Source organism: Paraburkholderia edwinii, assembly GCF_019428685.1.
Classification (GTDB): domain Bacteria; phylum Pseudomonadota; class Gammaproteobacteria; order Burkholderiales; family Burkholderiaceae; genus Paraburkholderia; species Paraburkholderia edwinii.
The window spans coordinates 907477-930146 of the sequence record NZ_CP080096.1 but is presented as its reverse complement, the minus strand read 5'-3'; the positions used below and the strand labels follow the sequence as shown (position 1 = coordinate 930146).

The 22670-nt window shown below is 62.1% G+C and carries 23 protein-coding genes; 13 read left to right on the top strand and 10 right to left on the bottom strand.

Annotated elements, in window-relative coordinates; all coding sequences use genetic code 11:
* The first annotated feature begins 15 nt into the window (after window positions 1–15).
* The 8 genes from KZJ38_RS25890 (at window position 16) to KZJ38_RS25850 (ending at window position 7837) form a co-directional block, all read left to right on the top strand.
* Entirely contained in the window at window positions 16–1050 is a 1035-nt protein-coding gene (locus KZJ38_RS25890) for a beta-ribofuranosylaminobenzene 5'-phosphate synthase family protein (protein ID WP_219802680.1), read from the top strand.
* A gap of 146 nt (window positions 1051–1196) precedes the next feature.
* The gene (locus KZJ38_RS25885; protein ID WP_219802678.1) at window positions 1197–2123 is read left to right on the top strand and encodes an NAD(P)-dependent methylenetetrahydromethanopterin dehydrogenase; all 927 of its coding nucleotides are present in this window, start codon (window positions 1197–1199) and stop codon (window positions 2121–2123) included.
* Between the two features lie 22 nt (window positions 2124–2145).
* Window positions 2146–3459, top strand: a complete 1314-nt coding sequence (locus tag KZJ38_RS25880) for an ATP-grasp domain-containing protein (RefSeq protein ID WP_219802676.1) — start codon at window positions 2146–2148, stop codon at window positions 3457–3459.
* Window positions 3434–4561 carry a methenyltetrahydromethanopterin cyclohydrolase gene (mch, locus tag KZJ38_RS25875; RefSeq protein WP_219802675.1) on the top strand — a complete coding sequence of 376 codons (1128 nt, stop codon included), beginning with the start codon at window positions 3434–3436 and terminating at the stop codon, window positions 4559–4561. The genes KZJ38_RS25880 and mch overlap by 26 nt, the downstream gene beginning before the upstream one ends.
* Window positions 4558–5709 (top strand): ATP-grasp domain-containing protein, encoded by a 1152-nt coding sequence (locus KZJ38_RS25870; RefSeq protein ID WP_246642009.1) that lies wholly within the window; start codon window positions 4558–4560, stop codon window positions 5707–5709. The genes mch and KZJ38_RS25870 overlap by 4 nt, the downstream gene beginning before the upstream one ends.
* Window positions 5696–6592: a triphosphoribosyl-dephospho-CoA synthase gene (locus tag KZJ38_RS25860; protein WP_219802673.1), complete on the top strand. Its 897-nt coding sequence runs from the start codon at window positions 5696–5698 to the stop codon at window positions 6590–6592. Before KZJ38_RS25870 ends, KZJ38_RS25860 begins: the two co-directional genes overlap by 14 nt.
* Before the next feature lie 144 nt (window positions 6593–6736).
* Window positions 6737–7246 carry a formaldehyde-activating enzyme gene (gene fae / locus KZJ38_RS25855; RefSeq protein WP_219802672.1) on the top strand — a complete coding sequence of 170 codons (510 nt, stop codon included), beginning with the start codon at window positions 6737–6739 and terminating at the stop codon, window positions 7244–7246.
* A gap of 153 nt (window positions 7247–7399) precedes the next feature.
* Window positions 7400–7837, top strand: coding sequence for a hypothetical protein (locus KZJ38_RS25850; RefSeq protein WP_219802670.1), 438 nt, complete (start codon window positions 7400–7402; stop codon window positions 7835–7837).
* A 76-nt stretch (window positions 7838–7913) separates the two neighbouring features.
* Here the strand turns inward: KZJ38_RS25850 and KZJ38_RS25845 are convergent, their stop codons facing one another.
* Window positions 7914–8441 carry a dihydroneopterin aldolase gene (locus tag KZJ38_RS25845; protein ID WP_425518413.1) on the bottom strand — a complete coding sequence of 176 codons (528 nt, stop codon included), beginning with the start codon at window positions 8439–8441 and terminating at the stop codon, window positions 7914–7916.
* A gap of 367 nt (window positions 8442–8808) precedes the next feature.
* Between KZJ38_RS25845 and KZJ38_RS25840 the strand changes: the two genes are divergently transcribed.
* From KZJ38_RS25840 to KZJ38_RS25830, 3 genes are read left to right on the top strand one after another with little or no spacing between them, the layout of a single operon-like run.
* Entirely contained in the window at window positions 8809–10899 is a 2091-nt protein-coding gene (locus tag KZJ38_RS25840) for a sigma-54-dependent Fis family transcriptional regulator (protein ID WP_219802669.1), read from the top strand.
* Window positions 10900–10905: 6 nt separating this feature from the next.
* Complete coding sequence (locus KZJ38_RS25835; RefSeq protein WP_219802667.1) at window positions 10906–11505, top strand: flavoprotein; 600 nt, start codon at window positions 10906–10908, stop codon at window positions 11503–11505.
* Window positions 11484–12866 (top strand): DUF6513 domain-containing protein, encoded by a 1383-nt coding sequence (locus KZJ38_RS25830; RefSeq protein ID WP_219802665.1) that lies wholly within the window; start codon window positions 11484–11486, stop codon window positions 12864–12866. Before KZJ38_RS25835 ends, KZJ38_RS25830 begins: the two co-directional genes overlap by 22 nt.
* Window positions 12867–12963: 97 nt before the next feature.
* Here KZJ38_RS25830 and KZJ38_RS25825 read toward each other — a convergent pair whose 3' ends face one another.
* The 7 genes from KZJ38_RS25825 to KZJ38_RS25795 all read right to left on the bottom strand — a co-directional run bounded on the left by KZJ38_RS25825 (window position 12964) and on the right by KZJ38_RS25795 (window position 18591).
* On the bottom strand, window positions 12964–13560 hold the full coding sequence (locus tag KZJ38_RS25825; protein ID WP_219802664.1) for a hypothetical protein: 597 nt from the start codon (window positions 13558–13560) through the stop codon (window positions 12964–12966).
* A 649-nt stretch (window positions 13561–14209) separates the two neighbouring features.
* Window positions 14210–14452, bottom strand: a complete 243-nt coding sequence (locus KZJ38_RS25820; RefSeq protein ID WP_219802662.1) for a SymE family type I addiction module toxin — start codon at window positions 14450–14452, stop codon at window positions 14210–14212.
* Window positions 14453–14810: 358 nt separating this feature from the next.
* Window positions 14811–15572, bottom strand: coding sequence for a bestrophin-like domain (locus tag KZJ38_RS25815; RefSeq protein ID WP_219802661.1), 762 nt, complete (start codon window positions 15570–15572; stop codon window positions 14811–14813).
* A gap of 34 nt (window positions 15573–15606) precedes the next feature.
* Complete coding sequence (locus tag KZJ38_RS25810; RefSeq protein ID WP_219802659.1) at window positions 15607–16524, bottom strand: hypothetical protein; 918 nt, start codon at window positions 16522–16524, stop codon at window positions 15607–15609.
* Between the two features lie 11 nt (window positions 16525–16535).
* The gene (locus tag KZJ38_RS25805; protein ID WP_219802657.1) at window positions 16536–17420 is read right to left on the bottom strand and encodes a DUF2092 domain-containing protein; all 885 of its coding nucleotides are present in this window, start codon (window positions 17418–17420) and stop codon (window positions 16536–16538) included.
* A 48-nt stretch (window positions 17421–17468) separates the two neighbouring features.
* On the bottom strand, window positions 17469–17768 hold the full coding sequence (locus KZJ38_RS25800; protein ID WP_219802656.1) for a hypothetical protein: 300 nt from the start codon (window positions 17766–17768) through the stop codon (window positions 17469–17471).
* 127 nt (window positions 17769–17895) lie between these two features.
* Window positions 17896–18591, bottom strand: a complete 696-nt coding sequence (locus tag KZJ38_RS25795; protein WP_246642008.1) for a DUF3313 domain-containing protein — start codon at window positions 18589–18591, stop codon at window positions 17896–17898.
* A 248-nt stretch (window positions 18592–18839) separates the two neighbouring features.
* Here KZJ38_RS25795 and KZJ38_RS25790 point away from each other — a divergent pair, with 248 nt between their 5' ends.
* Window positions 18840–19448, top strand: a complete 609-nt coding sequence (locus KZJ38_RS25790) for a PqiC family protein (protein ID WP_219802654.1) — start codon at window positions 18840–18842, stop codon at window positions 19446–19448.
* Between the two features lie 56 nt (window positions 19449–19504).
* On the top strand, window positions 19505–20428 hold the full coding sequence (locus KZJ38_RS25785; protein ID WP_219803624.1) for a LysR family transcriptional regulator: 924 nt from the start codon (window positions 19505–19507) through the stop codon (window positions 20426–20428).
* Here the strand turns inward: KZJ38_RS25785 and KZJ38_RS25780 are convergent.
* Window positions 20369–21379: a bile acid:sodium symporter family protein gene (locus KZJ38_RS25780; protein ID WP_219802652.1), complete on the bottom strand. Its 1011-nt coding sequence runs from the start codon at window positions 21377–21379 to the stop codon at window positions 20369–20371. The genes KZJ38_RS25785 and KZJ38_RS25780 overlap by 60 nt on opposite strands.
* Before the next feature lie 200 nt (window positions 21380–21579).
* On the bottom strand, window positions 21580–22545 hold the full coding sequence (locus tag KZJ38_RS25775) for a LysR substrate-binding domain-containing protein (protein ID WP_219802651.1): 966 nt from the start codon (window positions 22543–22545) through the stop codon (window positions 21580–21582).
* Between the last annotated feature and the right edge of the window lie 125 nt (window positions 22546–22670).

The following is a 22670-nucleotide window of genomic DNA, read 5'->3' as shown; positions in this document are numbered from 1 at the left end:
AAGGACACGCTTGCCATGCCGATTGACTCTGACCACATCGCGCCGCTATCGGCGGTTACCGTCGACGCGCCGGCCCGCTTGCATCTGGGTTTTCTCGATCCGAGCGCGTCGCTCGGGCGCGCGTTCGGCAGCATCGGCCTCGTAATCGAAGGACGCGGCACGCGTGTCACCGCGCGTCTTGCGGAACGCTCGTGTGTTGCGCGCGCACCGAATGATGCACTGCGCGCGCGGGCTGCGCTGTATCTCGACCGTTTGCGCGATGCGTGGGGCGGTCCGGCGATCGCCGTCGATATCGATCAGGCTTCGCGCGCGCACTGCGGGCTCGGCTCGGGTACGCAGCTCGCGCTCGCGGTCGGCACCGCCTTCGCGCGGCTCGCCGGCGTGCCCGCATCGAGCGATGAGATCGCGCGGCTGCTTGGGCGCGGCGCGCGTTCCGGCATCGGCGCGCTCGGCTTCGATCATGGCGGGCTGATTGTCGATGGCGGCCCTGCGCGCGGCGCGCGGCCGCAGGATGCACACATGCCGCCGCTGCTGTTTCGCCATGCGTTTCCCGATGCATGGCGCGTCGTGCTGATCGACGACACCGATCTCGAAGGGCTGCACGGCGATGAGGAACGGCGTGGCCTCGCTGCGTTGCCGCCGTTTCCGCAAGCGCTTGCCGCACATCTATGTCATCTCGTGATGATGCGTGTTTTACCTGGTATCGCCGAACAGGACTTCGACGCGTTCGCGGACGGCATCAGCGCAGTGCAGCAAACCATCGGCGAATACTTCGCGCCCGTGCAGGGCGGCGTCTGCACGAGCCCCGCGGTCGGCCGTGCGTTGCAGGCGATCGCGGACGAACAGAAGGCCGGTATCGGCCAGACCTCGTGGGGGCCGACCGGCTTCGCGTTCGTGCGCAGCGCGGAAGCCGCGGAACGCGCGCTCGCGGCGGCGCGGGCCGCGACACGCGATGAACCATCTGTGACGTGCGCGGTGACCGTCGCGCGCAATCGCGGCGCAACGTTTAGCGTGGAGCGCACACGTAACTGCAAAGTCGATGCGGGATGACGAAGCGAGACCGACGCGCATGCGTTCGCAGCGCGACATCGGCATTGCAGCCCCGCTGCCGTTGCCGTTGCACAAACCGCCTCGCGTGCCTCACGTAAACCCGCAACGCCGAAACGATCCTTAATCCTTAAATATCAGCCACTGTCATGTCCGAAGCTACCGAAAGGCCATACATCCTGCATATGTTCACGGCCACGCCGCAGATGAGTCCGTTCGACGTCAATATGGCGGCCGACGCGGGCTATCAGATCGTCGTGCCATATAGCCACGTCGACGCGAGCAACGTCGTGCAGCTCACGCAAGACGCGATCTTTTCGCGCGGGCCGAAAGGCGTATCGCGCACGGGCATTTTTATCGGCGGGCGCGATGTGATGCTCGCCGCCGATATGCTCGACCTCGCGCGTCAGGCGATGGTGCCGCCGTTCGAGGTGTCGGTGTTCGCGGACCCGAGCGGTGCGTATACGACGTCGGCCGCATTGGTCGCGCTTGTCGAACGGACGCTGAAAAGCGAGCACGGCGAAGACCTCGGCGGCAAAGAGGTGCTGATACTCGGCGGCACCGGCGCGGTCGGGCGCGTGTCGGCTGCGCTCTTTGCATCGCTGGGCGCGAACGTAGCGATCGCGAGTCACTCCGATGCGGCGCGCGCGCAGCGCGTCAGCGACGAAGTGAACCAGCGCTTTAGCATCGCGACTCGCGGCATCGGCGCCGGCACGCCCGACGCGCTGCATGCCGCGCTCGCGAAAGCCGATGTCGTGATCGGCTCGGCCGCGGCCGGCGTGCAGGTCGTCGCGCAGGCGGACCTCGCGCATGCGCAGCAGATGCGCGTCGCCGCCGACGTCAATGCGGTGCCGCCCGAAGGCATCGCGGGCGTCAACGTGATGGATAACGGCAAACCGTTGGCCGGCGCCGCGCGGCCCGATGCAGTCGGGATTGGCGCGCTCGCGATCGGCAACGTCAAATATCAGGTCGAGCATCGTCTGTTTCTGCGCATGCGCACGGGCGGCAAGCCCGTGTACCTCGGCTTCGCGGAAGCGTTCGACGAGGCGCGTGCGATCGTCGCGGGCCGCGCCTGACTGACATCGGTCGCTAATCGTCATGCAGGCAAGGCTTCCTGCCCGACCTTCTTCCGCGCGCGCGACAGCGCGGCCGTATGCGCGTGCGTACGACATCCGTGTGCCGTTCGTTGCGATTGCGGGTTTGTCCGCACGGCTTTTTACCGAGTCGGCGGCGCAGGCGCGCCTCAATGTCGCCGCACTCGATCTGTTCGGCGATCGCGATACGCGGCAGCGTGCGAAGGTTTGGCTCGATGTGGGTGGCGAGGGCTTGTCGATGGATCGGGACAGGCTGTTCGATGCGCTTGCGCGTGTGGCGCGACTGCCAAGGATGCTTGGATTGATCGCGGGCAGCGGGCTTGAGCCGTTTGCGCGCGAGTTGCATGAGCGGACGGATATGCCGCGGTTTATCGGTAACGATATGCGCGCGATTGATGCGGTGCGCGAACCAGGGCGGTTTTTTGCGCTGCTTGATGAGTTGGGCGTCGAGCATCCGGAGGTTTCGTTTGCGCGGCCGCCTGAGGATACCGGTGGCTGGATCGGCAAGCGCGCGGACGGATGCGGCGGGATGCATATTCGGGCGGCTTATGAATTCGTGGCGGACGGATCCGATGCCGCCGCCACGCCGCCGATCTACTTCCAGCGCCTCGCCCCCGGCCGTTCGATGTCCGCGCTCTTTATCGCCGCCGGCGGCCACGCGGTGATTATCGGCTTCGCCGAACAGCTGACCGTCACGCACGGCGCGCTGCCATTTATCCATACCGGCTCACTCGGCCCGATCGATTTGCCGCCGCCCGTTGCGTCGCGCATCGGCGATATCGTACAAGCGATCGTCGCGAAGACCGGCCTTGTCGGCATGAACAGCATCGACTTTCTGCTCGACGGCGATGACACGATCAGCGTGCTCGAAATCAACGCGCGCCCTTCGTCGACGGCCGCGCTTTATGAAATCGCATCGCCCGCGGCGTGGCCGCATGGTCTGCTCGCGTGTCATATCGATGCGTGTCTGAAAGGCCGTTTGCCGTCGCCGCCGCCTCTCGCGGCCTCGTCGGCCTCGTCGGCCTCGGCAACCGCGGCGACGCCGCAACGCTACGTGGCTCAACGCGTCGCCTTCGCTCCACATAGCTTTTCGGTCACGCAGCGCTTCAGCGACACGCTATTCGCCGCGCCGTGGTGCCGCGACGTCCCGCAGCCCGGCGTGCGCATTGCGGCCGGCGAACCAGTCTGCACGCTGATCGCCATCGCGGCCGCCCCCGCTCGCCTGCGCGACGAACTCGAGCGCCAACGCACGCGCCTTCTCGAACTGATCGACACCTGCCACGAGTCCCACGATGACCTCCACACACGAACCGGCTGACCAGCCGCAAGCGCACAACTGCGCGATCAGCGTCAACAGGCTCGCCGAACCGCTCGTCGCGCAACTGATCGCCGACGCGGCGCGGCTACGCATCGGCGTTTCGCGCACGGCGTCGGGCACGACGATCGTCGATGCCGGTGTCGCCGTGCGTGGCAGCATCGAAGCCGGCGTGCAAGTCGCGCGCATCTGCATGGGCGGCCTGGGGCATATTGCGCCGCGCGTCGCGGTCGAACGCGAGCCGCTGTGGCCCGCGATGATTGAGGTGCATACGTCGACGCCCGTGATCGCGTGCCTCGGCAGCCAGTACGCAGGCTGGAGCCTGTCGGCCACCAAAGAGCAGAACAACGGCAAGAAGTTCTTTTCGCTTGGCTCGGGCCCGGCGCGCTCGCTCGCGTGCAAGGAACCGCTCTTCGATGAGCTCGGCTATCGCGATCGTCACGACAGCGGCGTGCTGGTGATGGAAGTGCACCAGCTTCCGCCGCAAGCGGTGATCGACAAGGTGCTCAACGACTGCGGCCTCGCGCCCGAGCGGCTGACGATTATCGTCACACCGACACAGTCTGTCGCGGGGACGGTGCAGGTCGTTTCGCGCGTCGTCGAAGTCGCGCTGCACAAGGCGCACGTGCTCGGCGCGCATCTGGCCGATATCGTCGAAGCGAGCGGCATCGCGCCACTGCCGCCGCCCGCGCCCGATGCGCTCGCCGCGATGGGCCGCACGAACGACGCGATCCTGTACGGCGGGCGCGTACATCTGACCGTGACCGGCGATGCGCTCGCGCGCAAACTCGCGGCCGAACTGCCATCGTGGAATTCGCGCGACTACGGCCGGCCGTTCGCGGATGTGTTCGCGTCGTTCAACCACGACTTCTATCAGATCGACCCTGCGCTGTTCGCACCGGCTGAAGTGTGGGTCGCGAGCCTCGAAAGCGGCGCGACTTACTACGGTGGACGGCTCGATGGTGCGTTGCTGCATCGGCAGTGGAATGGCGTGGCGGACCCGCTTGCGGAGGGTGCATCGGCTTCTGCGTCTTCCGGGACTTCCGCTTCTTCCGCTGATACGCAGGACAGCGGCCGCACCGATACCGAAGCAGGTGCGCAATGAGCGACGCCCTGACCGGCGCAGGCCTGCGCGTCGCGATCATGACCGACGAAACCGGCTGGCACACCTCGCGCCTTAAAAAAGCGTTTCGCGCGCGTGGCGTCGACGCACGCTGCATCGACCTCGCTGCCTGCCGCATCGACACGACATGGGAACCGTATGGCCTCGCGCTGCCCGGCTTCGGCCATACGCTGCCCGATGCCGTGTTCGTGCGTGGCATCGCGGGTGGCACGTTCGAGCAGGTCACGCTGCGCCTCGGCATCCTGCACGCGCTGCGCGAATGCGGCGTGCCGGTGTACAACGATGCACGTGCGATCGAGCGCAGCGTCGATAAATCGATGACGAGTTTTCTGCTGCACCGCAACGGCGTACCGACGCCGGCGACATGGGCCGGCGAATCGGCTGCGTTCGCGCAGCGTGTGCTGATGCGTGAGACCGCGGCGGGACATCAGGTGGTGCTGAAGCCGCTGTTCGGTTCGCAGGGCAAGGGCTTGCGAAGGCTTGGGGCAAGCGCGCGGCGCGACGGCACGCTGGTTCCGCTGCCGCCGCTCAAGCAGTACCAACAGGTCGCGTATTTACAGCGCTTCGTTGGCAATGAGGGCAGCGGCGCGCGGACGGGCGGGCGAGCCGGTGCGCATCAGGTCGAACCCGCGTTCGACTGGCGCGTGCTCGTGATCGGTGGACGCGCGGTCGCGGCGATGCGGCGCACCGGCGGCAGCGGCTGGATTCACAATGTGGCGCGCGGCGCACGCTGCGAGCCCGCGGAACTCGACGACACGCTTGCTGAAATCGCCGTGCGCGCGACGCAGGCGCTCGGGCTCGACTATGCGGGCGTCGACCTGATTCCCGCACCGCAGTGGCAGTCGCAGTTGCAGTTGCAGCCGCGATCGCAATCGCTGCAGCGATGCGACGCAAACGAGCCGCGCGAATCGTCCTCTTTCGCGCACCGGCTCGATGATGCACCGCCCACCAGTGCGCTCAACAGCCCGCTGGTGCTCGAAGTCAACGGCGTCGCCGCATGGCGGGGCCTGCAATCGGTCACACAGTTCGACATCGCCGCAGCGCTCGTCGACGACCTGCTCGACCGCAAGCTCGCGGCGGCAGGCGCCACGCCGGTCGAACCCACTCCGCTACGTCATGCCAGCGTCTGACGATCCGCTCGTGCTCGCACGCCACGCGTTCCTCCGCGCATGCAGCCTCGACGTCGAGACACCGAAGCCGGGCAACGTCAGCATTCAGAGCGCCGGCCACCGCATGGATGCGCAACAGTTCCTCGCCAGCGCCGTGGCCTGCGTTCCCGCGCTCTTCGCGCACGGCACCCCCGTCGGTTCGCGCATTCTCGATGCGGTGATGCGCACGCAGCAGGCGGTCGGCTGCAACACGAATCTCGGCATCGTGCTGCTCGTCGCACCGCTTGCCGCCGCGCTCGAAGAACCGGGCAGCCTGCTCGGCGCCGCCCAATGGCGCGATGCCACCGAACGCGTGCTCGAGCGCCTCTCCATCGACGACGCGCAAGCGGCCTATCTCGCGATCCGCGCGGCGAACCCAGGCGGCCTGGGCGAAGCATCGGAACAATCGGTGCACGCGCAACCGACCATCGGCCTGCGTGCAGCGATGCAACTCGCCGCGTCACGCGACAGCATCGCGCGCCAGTATGAAAACGGCTTCGCCGACGTGTTCACGACCGGCTTCGACGCCATCGCGAACCTGCTACAGGCAAACCCTGGTGCCACACCCGAGACGATCACGCTCGAAGTGTTTCTCACGTACTTGTCCTCATGGCCCGACTCGCACATTGTGCGCAAGCAGGGCGTGACGGTGGCGCAAAGTGTCACGCGCGAGGCGGGCAAGCGCCACGCTCAATGGCGTCTTGCGCCGCACGCCCCACAGATGGCGCACCTCGATGCATGGGATGCCGAATTAAAGCGCGAAGGCATCAATCCGGGCACGAGCGCGGACCTGACGGTCGCGACGCTGTTCGCGGCGATCTGTCTTGCGCCGCAGCGTTATCTGAAGAGCGCGCCGGCTTCGTAAAACGGCATAACGCCCCTCGCATTGGCACGCTTCCTGTTAGTCGAAGCGATGGTGTTTTCTCCGCTCGCCTCTCGCGGCAAACATGCCGTGCGCCGCGAGCAACAACCCCCGCGTCGACAGCTCTAACTTCAACGGAGGAACAGCATGGCCAAGATTAACCGCGTCCTGGTAGGCGAGTCGCTAGTCGGCGATGGCAACGAGGTCGCTCACATCGATCTGATCATCGGACCGCGCGGTTCGGCAGCCGAGACCGCATTCTGCAACGCGCTGACGAACAACAAGGACGGCTTCACATCGCTACTGGCAGTGGTCGCGCCGAACCTGCTGACGAAGCCGAACACGATCCTGTTCAACAAGGTGACTATCAAGGGCGCCAAACAGGCCGTGCAGATGTTCGGCCCCGCTCAGCATGCAGTGGCACTCGCGGTTGCCGATTCCGTCGAGGACGGCACGATTCCGAAAGACGAAGCCGATGATCTCTTTATCTGTGTCGGCGTCTTTATTCACTGGCAGGCCGATGACGACAAGAAGATTCAGGAATTCAACTACAAGGCGACGCGCGAAGCGTTGCAACGCGCCGTAGCGGGCGAACCGAGCGCGGCGGAAGTGGTGTCGAAGAAGAGTTCGGTCGCGCACCCGTTTGCGCCGAATTGAGGGCGGACCAGGCGCGAACCAAGCGCGAATTAAGCGCCGAACTCACGCTCGATGCCGGGTTGCCGGTGTGATGTGACGATCCGCGCGGCGGGTGATGACCCGGCGCGCGGCTTGCACCGGCAGATAATCATCGTGTTTCGATAGAGGTCTCGCATGACTTCATGTTGTCGCACGCGGCTCGCGATCGTCTCTCTCGCACTCGCCGCGTGCCTGCCGCTTGCCGCACGGGCCCAGAGCGGCGCGTCGGCATCGCCGGCTGCGCCCGGCAAGGCCGCGCCGGCGCATGCCTATAACTATCCGACTGAGGGGCGTGTCGAGTACGTACTCGGCTGCATGGACGAAAACGGACACGATTTCGCGAACGTCTATAAATGCTCATGCACGATCGACAAGATTGCGGCAGCGCTGCCGTACGACGAATATGTCGAGCAGTCGACGTTCTCGAAGTACGCGACGATGGGCGGCGAAGGCGGCGCCGAGTTCCGGATGGACAAGGCGCGCGCACAAACGAAGAAATTCCGCGCGTTGCAGCAGACTGCGTACGATCAGTGCGGGTTGGGTAAACCCTCAGCGTCTGCGTCGGCCAAATAGCGTCGGGTGGTGCGCTAAAGCTGCTTGAGCGCGCTCGAATTCGAGCGCGCGCTTCCAACGCTTCAAGCAAGAGCGATTAGTCGGGAATCAGCCCTTCCCCGAGCGACCCGCATGCGCCCCAGGCGCTGCGCGTCTGGCTGCGTCTGCGTTCGATCAGCACGCCGACGGCGGACACGTCGTCGAATTTCGCGGGCTTGCTAAGCGATACGCGAACCCAATGCGCGCCGAATGAGCCGATCGCCAGTTGCGCGATCTGCTCGGCCAGCGCCTCGAGCAGCTGGACTTTGTGCGTCGCAAGAAGCGTGTGCAGCGCGGTGCGCACCGCCGAATAGTCGACCGTGTCGCCGATGCGATCGGTATGGCATGCACGCAACGACGGGACACCGATCGCAAGATCGAGGCGCACCGGCTGCGCGGTATGCAGTTCAGGCGCATCGATGCCGATCACGGTCTGGCCGGTGAAGCCTTCGATATAAACGATGTCCAGCGCGACGTGCGCCGGCGCGTCGGTTATCGCATTGCCTGCCGCAAACCGTTCGTTCATCTGGCCGAGCGGTACGTCGATCGGTTGCCGGGTCGCGCGAATTGCATCGAAACGCTCCATAGGGGTGACTCCGCCGCCTGTCGGGCTTCTGGTTTAAAGGGAAAGCTTTGCATTTGCGCAATGCATATGATTGAACACATATGACCGGAAAGGCGCAAATAGCAAGCCCGATACATTAAGCAAAAAGCGCGCGCAAAATAAGGACCTTATAAGACTACTTATTGATGACGCGCGCTAACGGTTGTAGAGTGTTTGCGACGGGCAATGAAGCAGGTGCCTACAATCGTCTGTTTGTGGTCTGCTGTGGCTTCGCGAATGCGCGGCGTAGAATCGCGCGGCGCGCAGGGGAAAGAGGTACATCTATAAAAGGCGTCGGCGCGCCGCTCAAACGGTGCGGATAAGCCGAACGCAATGGAGACGCCCCAATATGTCATCGCTCGCTGACATCAACTCGCATGTCCGTGATGTTTTGAACACGGTCCACAACCAGTCGCCCACTCGACAGACGAGCGACTCGGTCGCGCAGTCGTGGACGCGTTGCCTGAACGAGTTCGGTCTCGACCCGGGCCGCTTCATCATGCCGCCCGTGCTCACACAGCATGAACTGGCCGCGCGCCGCGAAGCCGCGAGCGATCTGATCGCATGCTCGAAGCTCGAAATGACCACGCTGTATCAGCAACTCGCCGACCCGAGCCTCGCGGTCGTGCTGACCGATGCGGACGGCGTGATCGTGCATCAGGTGTCGTCGGTGCCGTTCGGCGAAGCAGTCGCCGCGGATGGCCTGCGCGTCGGCGCCGTGTGGAGCGAGCGCACTGCGGGCACGAACGGCATGGGCACCTGCCTTGCCGAACGCGAATGCCTCGCGGTCTATCAGCATGAACACTTCTATCCGCGCTATACGTCGCTCACCTGCTCGGCCGCGCCGATTTTCGACGACCGCGGCACGGTGGCCGGTGTGCTCGACGTGACGAGCCGATCGAGGCTGTTGCAACAGCATTCGCTCGTGCTAGTCGGCATGTCGCGGCAGATGATCGAGAACCGGCTGATCGATTCGCGCTACCGGCGCGCCAACATGATTCATTTTCATAGCCGGCCCGAATTCGTCGGCACGCTGCACGCGGGCAAGCTCGCTGTAGACGACGAAGGAATCGTGCTTGCAGCGAGCCGCAGCGCACTGTTCCAGCTCGATCTGCGCTCGCCCGACCAGTTATGCGGGAAACGCATTGAAGAGGCGTTCAACGCCAGCCTCGAAGATATGATCGCGCGCAGCATTCGCGGCTCGTTCCATCCGGTGACGGTCTACGGCGCGCATACGAACAATCGCTTCTTCCTCGTCGCGCAAACGCCGCGCGACGCGACGACGTTCGCGAGTGCGTTCTCGACGTTGCCGGCGCCGGGTGCCGCGGCAGCCAGCAGCGATGCTCCGCCGCGCGGCCGCACCTCCGTTGCTAAAGCGAAGGAAGCGCGTGCGCCGGCAAGCGGACGCCTCGACAAGCTGTCGCAACTCGAATTCGGCGATCCGCGCATGGCCTCGCAGATACAGCTTGCCGCGCGCGCGATTCAACGCAAGATCCCGATTATCCTGCGTGGCCAGACCGGTACCGGCAAGGAAGTATTCGCGAATGCGCTGCACAGCATCAGCCCGAATAGCGGCGGCAGCTTTGTCGCGGTGAATTGCGCGTCGTTACCGGAGAACCTGATCGAGAGCGAACTGTTCGGCTACCGCGCGGGCGCGTTTACGGGCGCGCAACGTGAAGGACGGCGCGGCAAGATCGTGCAGGCGAATAACGGCACGCTGTTTCTCGACGAAATCGGCGATATGCCGATGACGCTGCAAGCGCGCCTGTTGCGCGTGCTCGAAGAACACGAGGTCACGCCGCTCGGCACGGAGACTACATTAAAGGTGGATTTCCAGCTGATCAGCGCGAGCCACCGCAATCTGCTCGATCTCGTGCAGCGTGGCATGTTCCGCGAAGACTTGTATTACCGGCTAAGCGGCATCGAGATTAATCTGCCGGCGCTGCACGAACGCGCGGATATCGGCGCATTGATCCAGCATCTGCTCGATAGCGAAGCCGACGATGCACCGCCGCTAAGCGCCGAAGCGCGCCAGGCGTTGCTCAACTATGCGTGGCCCGGGAATATTCGCCAGTTGCGTCACGTGTTGCAAATGGCGATTGCGCTATGCGACGGACCGGAGATTCGCTGCGCGCATTTGCCGCCTGAAATCACGCAAGGCAACGTTGCGTCCGCAACCATTGCCGCGCGCGCCGCCGCACAATCTGCGCCGTCGTCGATGAACGACATGCTCGCGCTGCCGGACGACTGCGACGTGTCGAGCCTGAACGCGATACAGATCAAGGAGCGCGAAACGGTGCTCGCGATGCTCGACGAACACCGCTGGAATGTCAGTAATGTCGCGAAGACGCTCGGCATCAGCCGCAACACGTTGTACCGGAAGATGCACAGACTGTTTATCCGGCTCTCGCACGACACGCCGCCGCTTAACGATGCGTGAGGTTCGATGAGCGCGCCGTCGCCCGCCCGCCGCCCCGGCGAATTCAGGTCCGACGCGCGCTTTGCATGGTGCGTGACGGGCTCGGGCCACATGATCGAGGAATCGGTCGACCTCGCGCTGCAACTGCCGGGCGTCGATATGTTCCTTTCTTCAGCGGGCGAAGAAGTCTTGCCGCTCTACGGCTGGCCTGTTGCAAAGCTGCGCGAGCACTTTCGCGTGATACGCGACAACAGCGCGAGCAGTGTGCCGGTCGGCATGCTGTACGAAGGCCTTTACCACACCGTCGTGATTGCGCCCGCAACGAGTAATACGGTTGCGAAGTGCGCGTTCGGCATCTCCGATACGCTGCCGACGAATCTCTATGCGCAAGCGGGCAAGCAATGCGTGCCCGGCATCGTTTTCGCGTGTGACACGGAGCCGACCGTGATTACGCAGAGTCCGCACGACTGGGTGGAATTGCGTCCGCGCGCGATCGAACTCGAGAACGTCGAGCGGCTCGCGCGGATCGAACACACGACGGTCGCGCGCTCGCTCGACGAACTGCGCACCGCGCTCACGCAACGGCTGTCGACACTCGGGCTCGCATGGAACACATCGTCTTCCTGACCGGCAGGCTCGCCGAAAAAAGCGTCGTGCAGGTGCTCGAGGGTTTCGCGAATCCGACGTTTACGTGGGAAGTGCGCGAAATCGGTCTGCAAGTCGCGGGACTCATGACGGCCGATATGATCCGGCGGCGCGTGGCGGTGCCGGTGAATGCGGACCGCGTGATTGTGCCTGGACGTTGTCGTGGCGATATGGATGCGTTGACAGCACATTTTGGCGTGCGGGTTGAGCGTGGGCCCGAGGAGATCAAGGACTTGCCGCAGTTCTTTGGGCAGGCGGCGCGCAAGCTCGATTTGTCGCGCTATGAGACGGAGATTTTCGCGGAAATTGTCGATGCGCCTCGGCTGGATCTTGAGGGTATTGCGGCGCGCGCCAGGCAGTATAAGGATGAAGGCGCTGATGTGATCGATGTCGGCTGCTTGCCTGATACGCCGTTTCCGCATCTCGAAGACGCGGTGCGGATGCTGAAAGATAAGGGCTACCGCGTTAGCGTCGATTCAATGGTTACCGAAGAATTGCTGCGTGGCGGACGTGCGGGTGCTGATTATCTGATGAGCCTGAACGTCGATACGCTGTGGATTGCGGATGAAGTGCTGGCGACGCCGATCGTCGTTGCGCGTGAACCTCGCGATACCGCGTCATTGCATCAGGCGATCGATACATTGCTTGCGCGCGGCAAGCCGTTTCTCGCCGATCCGATTCTCGATCCGATTCCGTTTGGGTTTGCGGCTTCAGTCGCGCGCTATGTCGCGTTGCGTGAGCGGTATCCGGATGTGGCGATCATGCTGGGGATTGGCAATGTGACTGAGCTCACTGAAGCGGATACGACGGGGATTAATGCGGTGTTGATGGGTATCGCCGCTGAGTTGCACGTTGCTGCGGTGCTCACCACTTCGGTCAGTTTGCATGCGCGGCGCGCAGTGCGTGAAGCCGATGTGGCGCGGCGCGTGATGCATGCGGCCGAAAAGGCACAGGTGCTGCCTAAAGGTATTTCAGGTGATCTCGCTGCCTTGCATTCGAAGCGGCCGTTTCCTTATGACGCGAGTGAAATCGCTGAATTCGCTGCCGGTGTGCGGGATCCGAATTTTCGCGTGCAGGTGTCTAGCGATGGCATTCACGTTTATAACCGCGATGGACATTTGACGGGTGTCGATCCGTTTGAGTTTTATCCGCGGTTGAAGGTTGAACATGATGGCGGGCATGCGTTTTATCTTGGCGTGCAGCTCGCGCGCGCGGAGATCGCCTGGCAGCTTGGGAAGCGATTTGATCAGGATGAGATGCTGGATTGGGGGTGCGCGGTGGATCGGCCGGAGAAGGATCTAACCGCGTGGCATGTACCGGGCAGCACGAAGAAGAAGGGGTGAGACGTGTGAAAGTTTCCTCGGGCCGGCCCATCATCATGCTAGTGGCGCCAGTGTCCGCGCGCATCACGAACACTGACGCCACCTATAACATTCCGGGCTACTGACGGAAGCCGAAGACCAAGACCTTTTTCCCCTCAAAAGCTTCCTGCACACCTTGCTCGCAATACGGAGGGCACACCGCCTGGCCGTCCGCGCTCTGGCCTGACACCGTAACCGCCTTGTAGACAACCGATTCGACGAGCGTCCCGTCGGAAGCGACAACGATGTTCAGATCTGTCTCAACACCGGCCGGCACGGCTCCGCCGGCGGTATAGACGATGCTCATGGTGCCTGTGCAATCGGCGTTCACCGAGTAGGTGCCGCTCTGGTTCGGATTGAATGTCGTTTGCCCTCCTTTCGGCAGCCCGCCGATCATCCCGAAGTCGGTGCGCGCAAAATGACCCATACCGTCGAACGTCACGAGGGCGACGTCATCGAGAATCGATGCGGCGGCATACGGATGCAACTTGCCGTCGGCCCCTATCAATCCAAGAATATTTCCGTGACCGATAAACTCGAACGGTCCCTTTAACGTCGCGGTCGAGCAAAGGCCGCCACCGCCACCGCCGCCGCCGCCGCCGGCCTGTGCGGCCCCACTGAGCGAGACAAGTGCAACGGCTATGGCCGATGCAATGCTTAAATGGTTGATCTTCACGGTCGTCTCCTTGTCAGCGAATCGGGCGCTTGACATCACGACGCGCACAAGCGAATTTGCGTGGCAGGATTGATCGCCCAATTCAAATGGACTTTAAAAAGGCCGCAGTGAATCCTGCTGCCGCCTTTCGTGGAAGAAGCAATAGGAAAACGAATGGCCGTCAGAGCGGCTGAGTATTTTTCGATTGTGAAACGGGAAAACCGCGGTGTGGGCCAGGTAATGAACAACTGAGGAACAACTGAGCGAATGCCAATCGCTTTACCAGGCAATTATCTTTTGCCTGGCGCCAGCAGACACGCGCAGAAGAGGTGCACGAAAGTCCGCGCAAGGGTGACTTTGTGAGTCAGCCATGCAATAAGGTCGCATAGCAAAATAAGTTTAATCCACGATCTTCGCGGGTACCAGATAGATTTCGGACAAAACAACAGGCACATTCATGATGCTGCGACGCGTGTGATGTGTTCACGTATGCAGATGCGTGCGAAAAATTCAAAAGATCACCCAAGCAGGTGGGAAGATCAGTATCGCGTCGATTTATGCTATTTGCATAAATATTCGTTCGCCCGGGAACGTGGCGGATTGCCTGAAAGAAGAGCGTCTTCAGGACCAGAGCGAACTGGCTCTGGTCCTCGCACTTCTTCTATTCAGGTCACGCCGGCGTAATGACCAACTTCTCCTGCTGCACTTCCACGCGGACCTTGTCGGAAATCTCAAACCCCGCCTCTCTCAGCCAGCGCCCCGACAAGCGAATCCAGGGCGCAGGCGGATAATCTGCTGGAGTGTTCTTCCAAAACGGCCATCCCTTAGGCCGATAGAACGGCTGTCGTAGTCTCGATACCGTCAAGTAGCGAACCTGAGTTCCGTCCTCTGTTTTATGATTACGTTTAGCCATGTCAACTCCTGTGTGAGTTGGTTGTGGTTAGCGGGTCGTGTGGGGTCCAGCCCATGCGGCCCGCGCTTCTTCTCCTTCCTGCTCTCCCCTTCTTCGAATTCCTTCTGCTGTAGATCGATTTAACATTTGTTAGCGATCCGACCTATTCTCGCTGAATGAATTTGGAAATGCAATGGATTGTCGAGATCATTCAAATCGAAAATATTTGTCAAATACGTGCCAAAATCAATGAATTGCTATTTATATTGCGCACTTCTCAAATCGCCCTAAGAAGAGCATAAGCAATCCCCGCCTTTAAGCGAAAGTCCCAAGACATTCCGTGTTATCCAAGCGTGCACTCAAGACAGCATTTCAAGCGCTACTGCCCCAAAACCGCAAGCGCCGCCCGCATCGGCGCAAACGACACCGTAATCACCCCCTCAAGCGGCGTATTCATCTCGAGGATCAAAAAAATAGCAACAGACGTCGACAACGCCCCCAGACACAACGCCGTCGCGACCGTCGCATTGAGTCGCGTAAACAGGCCGAACGTACCGAAGATAATGCACAACCACAACACGAGCGCGACCAGCAGCAGCGGCGGCGTAGCACTAACCGCTTGCAGCAGGCCAAGCTCGCGCACGGCCAGCACGTTGTCGGCCATCTCGATCGCGCGCGCCTGAAGCCGCCGTTGCGCGTCGTTCTGCGGCGTGAGTTCCGCCAGTTCGCGCTCGATGTTTTCCCCGCGTTGGTAGGCCTCGGCGCTGTACATGGTGTGCAGCTGCGCGGGGTCGCCTGACGCAATCTTCTGCACGCCGGCGGTAAGAACCTGCTTCAACGAGCTACGGATCTCCTGCGTTTCCGGCCCGTATCGGGCGAGCACCCGGTCGAGCATGATGACATTGGCCGCAGCATGCGTCACCTCTGCGCTCACGGTGTCGAACGAGCTCTTGGCCGACGAGATCAACAAGCCAAGCACCAGCGCCGCGATGGTGGCGATCAGGCCAGTCGCGAGTTTTACAACCTCGATCGAGTCGTCGGACAGATGCTGCCCCGGCAGCCTGGTGCGGATATGCAAGCCGAGCAGCGCGCTCCCGAAGACGCAGGCAAACGCGATCACTGCGACGATCAAATGATGCATTGTCCGATCCTTTGCCCCGCGCGCGGCGCGCCCCTCAGGGCGCCGGCACCACGTGGTAGTAGATGCCATTTGCACCATAAGACGGCTTGAACCACGTATTGCCGCACAGGTAGTAAGTGCCGCCCTGAACCGTGGGTTTGATACAGCCGGCCGGCAGCGTCGCGTAGATCGCACCCATCGTATAGTTCGCGCTGACCGGCACCGCCACCGGCGCGCCTGTCGTTGCGCCCGCCACATAGCCGGCGTTGTACGCGTTCGCCGCAGTCGCCTGCGTATTGGCCGAAGCCACCGCCGCGCCGGCTGCCGCCCCTACGACAGCGCCCGCGGCTGCCGCGCCCGCCGTGGACCAGCCGCCGCAGTTGTAGCAGCCCGAGCCGTAAACGTTCACCGTGGTCGGCGGGTGGTAAGTGTTGTACGTCGCACCGTAGTAGGTGCTGTGATACGCGGTCGCTCCCGACGAGTTCGTGTAGGTCGTGTAGCCGGATCCTTCGACGTGCGTGGCCGTGCCGCCGTAGGCATTGGTCGCGGTAGTGCCCTGCCCGTACGTATGCGTCGCGCTGCCGCCGTACGGATTCGTGTAAGTCGTCTGGTTCGAGCCGGCCTGGTGCGTGGCCGTGTCGCCATAACGGTTCGTCGCGGTCGTGCCTTGCCCATAGGTCCGCGTCGCGCTGCCGCCGTACGGATTGGAGTAGCTGGTCAGCCCGGAGCCTTCCGTATGCGTGGCCGTGCCGCCGTAGCGGCCGGTCGCGGTGGTGCCCTGTCCGTACGTATGCGTTTCGCTGCCGCCCCACGCATTGCTGCGGGTCGTCGAATCGGAACCAGCCGAGTGCCACGCCGTCCCGCCGCGCATGTCCTCGTGCGACCAGCTGCCCGCGTGTTCCCACGCGGCAGCCAGGTTCGATGCGAACGCCGGAATCAGCAAGCCGGCCAGATAGATCGATACTGTCCTCACGATGCGCCTCCTCATTGAGGCCTGGCCTGCGCGGCTTTCGGCGACGGCTTCAGCCCCGGCGCGTTCGCGGCGTTGATGCCCTTGGTGGCGTCGGGACGCTCGAACGCGATGCGCTCTGCACCGGCCGTGTCGGACGGCGCGAAGGCGTCCGCCGCAAGGAGCGGATCCAGCACCCAGTTCGACAGCGACAGCACATGGCGCAGCCGGGCCGGATCGTTCATATAGACCGCGTAGATGCGGCGCGGCAACTTGTCCTCCGTGCCGATCCAGGCTTGCACGAACACGTCGCCGGTCACGTACGCGACCATGTCCGTCGTCGTGTTGTCGACAACCATCGACTGGCCGATATAGAACGCAATCTTCAGACCGTCGGCGATGTCCTTGTACGGGTCCGCGACGATCACGTCGGTAAACGGGAAATAGATTGCGCCGATGTCATAAGCCTTCCTGACTGCGGCGTCAATCGTCGGCGGCGCCTCGGCGACAGCGACGAGCTTCTCCGCGGGCGCGAACGCCGTCATCGTCTTGCCGTCGTAGTAGAACTCGGTGCGCGGGCCGTCGCCGGGCGTGATCACCTTGAGCTTGTCCGGCCTTTGCATCGTGACTTCGGATTTTGTCGAGTAGATGAGCGGCGGGCCGAGGCGACTCGGATTCTCGTATGAAACGATCGCCGTGAAGGTCATCGATTTAGCCGCAGCAAGGCGGTCGCACGCGGCCTTGATGATCGCAAGCGCACGCGGATCGAGTCCTGGCTGGTAATCGGGCGCGGCGGCGGATTTCGCTTGTTTCGCTGCGGCTTTTGCCGGCGCTTTCGCTTGCTGTGCGCCGACGCCCGAGGCAAGGCATACAGCCATCGCGAAGACCATTGCGCGGCAGACCAGTTTCCAGGAACTCATCGCAGCCTCATGCGTTGGACCGGATGTCGCGGCAAGCCTTTGCGACGATCAGGGGATCATCCCGCATTCGAACATCTTGTTGGCGATTGGTGCGGCCACCCGGTTGATGAACTCGGCGCGCATCTGCGGGTCGTTTTTCAGCATCTCCATCGCGTTCTGCTCGCCCTGCGGCTTCGGATGGCCTTTCTTCGCCGCGCGTTCCTGCCACAACTGCTCACAGCTCGATTGCTGGTACTTCTGCACAAGCCGGTTCGCGACGGAGTCGAGCATCGGGTATTGCTGCGCGGCGGCGATCGTCGCGAACAGCAACGCGGGCACCATCGCAAACCACATGACGTGCTTGATCATGATTTGCCCTCGTTTTTTCAAGGCGTTTTCGAGCGATTGGATTTGCAAGGTGCGCGAACGGGTTGCGCACCTCGGCTCTCCGCCATCCGGCTTTTAAAGGCGCCTATCTGGCCAGTTATTCGGCGGCTTATTTAGGTTTGACGAACTGCACCACCGTTTTGGAAACGGAGTCGCACCACTCGTCCATGATCGGCTTGACCGAATCGAACGTGATAACAGGCTCATTCGATGCAACACGTTTCAGCTTCTCGCCGGTATGCGTGCGCACCACTTTGGACAGGACCTCCCCGGAGACACTGTCGGTGGACATTGCCTCGACCAGCAACTTCGCCTGCTGCTGCGCACCCGCCACCGTATCGACCGCCATCGAGACGACGAATGCCGTCGGCACGACCTGCCACGGCTTGAGCCCTTCCGGTGTGCTGGCAACGCCGGTGACGGCCACTTGCAGCTTGACCACACCTGGCCCGGGTGTATCCACGACCTTGACTCTCGATCCGATCGCCTGTCGCAGGCAGGTCGTGCCGTAGCTGCGTATCTGATCGATCGTCGCCTGGCTCAACTGCTCCGTCGGCTCGGCTTTCGGATACATCGTGAACGGCTCGACGATGACGGCGCTGTAATTCGTCGGGTTGAGCTTGGGGTTGACGTACCTCAGGAATGTTTGCCCGTCCGGACCTTGGGTCTGCTGCAGATCCGAGTAACTCGGCAGAAAGCCAGAATACTCCGCCTGGTTCGGCGTGTTATTGCTCGCGCATCCGGCGACGAGCAGAACAGCGACCGCAATAGCGGAGACACTGGTGTGGTGTGTTCCCTTCATCATCCTGACCTCCCGCGCGTGGGTGAATACCTAATCAGAATTGCACGCGGAGGAGGCTTTCGCTATTGGACCAAAGTCCTAAAAATATGATGGATATCGCTATTTTGTGCGCGATTTCCTTTTTAGTTCGGATACCTACTCGTGTGGCACTTAACTGGAACAGATCTGTACGACCCAGGAATATTTAATGCGGTCATGCTGAATAAGCCTGCCCTGCATGTCGACGGTGGAGGCAAGACGGAGGTCACAAAGTGAAGCGCTTTTTGCTGCCCGTAGTCGCGATGCTGCTGTGGACGTTCGTATGCGCATGTGCAAATGCGCCGCACGGAAGCAACTACAGTCTGAATGCCGAGCGCCTGCGTCAGGATACGGACCCTGGCATGCCGCTCGCCATCGTTATCGACTATGTATCCATCCCCAAACTGGTTGACCGGCCGCAGTTTGTGCTTCGTGTCGGCCAGTCGCAGGTGCGGGTCGACAATGCTGCCCGCTGGCGTGCACCTTTGAAAAAACAGATCGCAACTGTAATTGCGGCAGATCTCGGGCAACTATGCCGCGATACCGTTGTTTCGACCTCTTCGCAGTCGACTGACCGGCCGACCATTCGTTTAGCGATCAACGTGCAAACGTTCGACTCCGTGCCTGGGTCAGGTGCGGTACTTGTCGTGTCCTGGTCGATACTCACACCGAATTCGAGTCGGGCGCTCAACGGAAAATCCGTCGTTGTTCAACAGGTCGATCGCGACGGTTACGATGCACTGGTGGATGCGCATAGCCGCGCACTGGCGGCCGTTAGTGAAGACATCGCGACGACGATCGCGTCGGGGATCAGGAAGGGAGCGGGTGGAGCGAATATCTGACGGCACAACCGGCACGTAAAGGTATGATCATCGCCATACCCACACTTGCCGCCACCATGCACGAGCGAATCGACGAGCAAATCACCTTCCGCCGGCTTGAAGTTCTACTGGCCTTCATGGAAGGCGGCAGCCTGGCAAAAGCCGCGGAAATGCTCGACACCAGCACCGTCAGTGTTCACCGCGCATTGCATGCTCTGGAAGAAGGCGTGCGCTGCAAACTGTTCCTGCATCAAGGCAGACAACTGATTCCAACCGACGCCGCGAGAACGTTAGCCGCAACCGCGCGTGAGGTTTTATCGACCCTCTCCTCCGGAATTCGCACGACACGCGAGGTTGCCGGCTATGCCTCGTCCGTGCTCCGCTTAGGCTCGCTGTACTCGCTGACGCTCGAAACCGTTCCGGCGATGATCGGCGAACTGAAGGCGCGCGAGATGGGCCTCGAGGTCGACCTCACACTCGGCTCCAACACGGAACTACTCGATCGCTTGTCCAACGGCACGCTGGACGCCGCGCTGCTGGCCGTCTCCGAACTCGGCGCAGAGTTCCAGACCATTGAGCTGTTCGAGGACGAAATCTTCTTCGCCGCGCCCACCGGCTCGAAGTACGCGCAGCACAAGACGATCGATCTGCAAGCCTGTTCGCACGAACCGTTTGTCTCGCTGCATGAAGGCTTCGCGACGTATCACGGCTTCCAGCGCGCGTTTCATCTGGCCGGCACGACGCCGACCGTCGCCATGACGGTCGGCGACGTATTTTCATTGACCAGTCTGGTGAGCGGCGGCGTCGGATACACGCTTTTGCCGGGGCGGATTCGAGGGTTTCTGAAAGACCGTGTTCATTTCATCCCGCTCGATTCCCGTTTCCAGATGAAGCAGCAGATCGGCCTGACCTTCCTGAGCATTCGCGAACGAGACCCGGCTTTACTGAAGCTTGGCGTGATTTGCCGGGCCATGGCGAAGCGGTTCGGCATTCGTACGTGAACCCCAGCGTTGCGCCAGCACCGAACAGGTCATCAACTGGATCTGGTGAAACAGCATGACGGGAAGCACGATCAGCCCGGCATGGGTGCCAAACAGGACCTTCGCCATCGCGATACCCGATGCCATGCTTTTCTTCGAACCGCAGAAAATGATCGTCACCCGGTCTTCATCCGAAAAGCCCAGCCACTTGCTCGCATAGGTCGTCACGACAAGTGCGAGAGCAAGCAGGATCACATTGACGATGACGATGCCAAGCAGCGAGCTCACGGAAAGTTGATGCCAGATACCCTCGTTCACTGCTTCACTGAACGCGACATAGACGATCAGAACAATCGAGCCCTGGTCGACAATACGCAGTAATTCCTTACGCGCATCAATCCAGCGACCGATAACGGGGCGCAGCAACTGGCCCGCGACAAACGGCACGAAAAGCTGCAGAACGATATCGCCCACCGTGCTAAACGACGACACGCCTCCGCTGGCATGGTTGCTTACAATCAGGCTAACGAGCGCCGGCGTCAGGAAGATGCCGATCAGGCTCGATGCGGAGGCGCTGCAAACTGCCGCCGGAACATTACCCTTCGCCATCGACGTGAACGCAATCGACGATTGCACCGTGGACGGCAAGGTGCACAGAAACAGCACGCCGAGGTACAGCCAGGGCTGAACAAACGCGCCGAGCACCGGGTGCAGCGCGACGCCAAGCAGCGGAAAAAGCACAAAGGTGCTGCAGAACACCGCGGCATGAAGCTTCCAGTTTGTCGCGCCGGCAACGATCGCCTCCCGCGAAAGCTTCGCGCCGTGCAAAAAGAACAGCACGGCGATCGCGGCGTCGGTGAGCCAGTTGAAAGCCGTGGCCGCGGAGCCTCGACACGGCAGCAGCGTTGCGAACACAACGGTACAGACCAGAGCCAATGTGAATTTGTCGGGCATCAGCTTGCGGAGCATCATTTTCTTTTTCCTTTCAGAAGAGTGGTTATCTTGCTCACCATCCCGCTTTTTTCCGTCGAAGTTCGGTCGCTGACGAGCTGGTGTATGCCACGCACATTAAGGCGTCGAAAAAAACCGATCAATCAACCGGATGGCGGACGTTTACGCCAGGCGTAACGATGCGGGAAGAGGCCCGGTGGGGTTCAGCGGGCTCGGGAGAGCTACAGGGAAGGCAGACTGAGATCCGGCAGGCTCGAAACGTGTCGGGAACGGAAGTGGGAGAGCAGCCATTGCGTGAAGGTCCGCACCGCGTCGGCGCGCGGATGGCGAGCGCCATGCACCACATGGAACCCGAAGCCCGGCAACGCGAACGGAACCACTTTCACCAGCTTTCCGTCCAGTAAGGGTTGCTCAAGCACGATGTCGCTGCATAGCGCGACGCCCAGACCCACCAGCGCGGCATCGATTGCATGAAGCTCTTCCCGAAAGATCAGTTCATGCCTGATGGAAACTGGCGCGGTTCCCGCGGACGCGACGCCCGCGGCAGTGAACCACTGCGACCACGAAGGCGCTTCCGGATCGCCGTTTGTCCACTCGTAGTGAATAAGCGGGAATCGCAACACATCGTCTGCGGTGAGCGGTTGTCTCGTCGCACTGACTGCGCTGACGAGCAGCGCCGGATTCGCGACAGGATAGAACGCGTCGCGTCCGATCTCTTCTGAAACCACCCCTTTCGGCGCGGTACGCGCATAGCGAATCGCTACGTCTGCTTCGCCTGCGTCGAGGTCGAGAACGGCATCGGTTCCGATGATCTGCAATGGAACGTCCGCGTGCGCGTCGTACCACTGCGGCAAATGCGGCACGAGCCAGCGGCTCGCAAATGCATTGGGACACGTAACGCGTAGCGGTACCTCGCCGCTCATCTGGACCACCATCGAGATCGCTTTATCGAATGCTTCGAACCCGCTACGCAGCGCCGGATACAGAAGCTGACCCTCGGTCGTGAGCCGGATCGGCCGTGGACGCCGCAGCAATAGCCGCTTGCCGCAGGCTTCCTCCAGCGCGCGGATCTGGTGGCTGAGCGCCGTCGACGTCACGTTGAGTTCGGCCGCGGCGGCCACGAAGCTGCGATGCCGCGCGACCGCCTCGAACGTCTGCAACGAACGCAGCGGAGGCAACTTTCGCATGCGTTGAGTCTAGGTGAGTTCCTCTCATCTGCAAGCTGAATTCTTTGCCTTTGCTGCAAGCTTCGCGAGATGCAATCATGAAATGAGCGTTCGCACGGCCCGCATCGGCATCGATTGATCTGTAG

Bases quoted from the DNA above. Each gene is read 5' to 3' on its own strand.
- KZJ38_RS25775 (WP_219802651.1), bottom strand. From the start codon at position 22,545: ATGCGAAAGTTGCCTCCGCTGCGTTCGTTGCAGACGTTCGAGGCGGTC.
- KZJ38_RS25815 (WP_219802661.1), bottom strand. From the start codon at position 15,572: ATGCATCATTTGATCGTCGCAGTGATCGCGTTTGCCTGCGTCTTCGGG.
- KZJ38_RS25800 (WP_219802656.1), bottom strand. From the start codon at position 17,768: ATGATCAAGCACGTCATGTGGTTTGCGATGGTGCCCGCGTTGCTGTTC.
- fae (WP_219802672.1), top strand. From the start codon at position 6,737: ATGGCCAAGATTAACCGCGTCCTGGTAGGCGAGTCGCTAGTCGGCGAT.
- KZJ38_RS25820 (WP_219802662.1), bottom strand. From the start codon at position 14,452: ATGGCTAAACGTAATCATAAAACAGAGGACGGAACTCAGGTTCGCTAC.
- KZJ38_RS25845 (WP_425518413.1), bottom strand. From the start codon at position 8,441: ATGGAGCGTTTCGATGCAATTCGCGCGACCCGGCAACCGATCGACGTA.
- KZJ38_RS25870 (WP_246642009.1), top strand. From the start codon at position 4,558: ATGAGCGACGCCCTGACCGGCGCAGGCCTGCGCGTCGCGATCATGACC.
- mch (WP_219802675.1), top strand. From the start codon at position 3,434: ATGACCTCCACACACGAACCGGCTGACCAGCCGCAAGCGCACAACTGC.
- KZJ38_RS25880 (WP_219802676.1), top strand. From the start codon at position 2,146: ATGCAGGCAAGGCTTCCTGCCCGACCTTCTTCCGCGCGCGCGACAGCG.
- KZJ38_RS25780 (WP_219802652.1), bottom strand. From the start codon at position 21,379: ATGATGCTCCGCAAGCTGATGCCCGACAAATTCACATTGGCTCTGGTC.
- KZJ38_RS25795 (WP_246642008.1), bottom strand. From the start codon at position 18,591: ATGATGAAGGGAACACACCACACCAGTGTCTCCGCTATTGCGGTCGCT.
- KZJ38_RS25850 (WP_219802670.1), top strand. From the start codon at position 7,400: ATGACTTCATGTTGTCGCACGCGGCTCGCGATCGTCTCTCTCGCACTC.
- KZJ38_RS25890 (WP_219802680.1), top strand. From the start codon at position 16: ATGCCGATTGACTCTGACCACATCGCGCCGCTATCGGCGGTTACCGTC.
- KZJ38_RS25830 (WP_219802665.1), top strand. From the start codon at position 11,484: ATGGAACACATCGTCTTCCTGACCGGCAGGCTCGCCGAAAAAAGCGTC.
- KZJ38_RS25840 (WP_219802669.1), top strand. From the start codon at position 8,809: ATGTCATCGCTCGCTGACATCAACTCGCATGTCCGTGATGTTTTGAAC.
- KZJ38_RS25785 (WP_219803624.1), top strand. From the start codon at position 19,505: ATGCACGAGCGAATCGACGAGCAAATCACCTTCCGCCGGCTTGAAGTT.
- KZJ38_RS25835 (WP_219802667.1), top strand. From the start codon at position 10,906: ATGAGCGCGCCGTCGCCCGCCCGCCGCCCCGGCGAATTCAGGTCCGAC.
- KZJ38_RS25805 (WP_219802657.1), bottom strand. From the start codon at position 17,420: ATGAGTTCCTGGAAACTGGTCTGCCGCGCAATGGTCTTCGCGATGGCT.
- KZJ38_RS25885 (WP_219802678.1), top strand. From the start codon at position 1,197: ATGTCCGAAGCTACCGAAAGGCCATACATCCTGCATATGTTCACGGCC.
- KZJ38_RS25860 (WP_219802673.1), top strand. From the start codon at position 5,696: ATGCCAGCGTCTGACGATCCGCTCGTGCTCGCACGCCACGCGTTCCTC.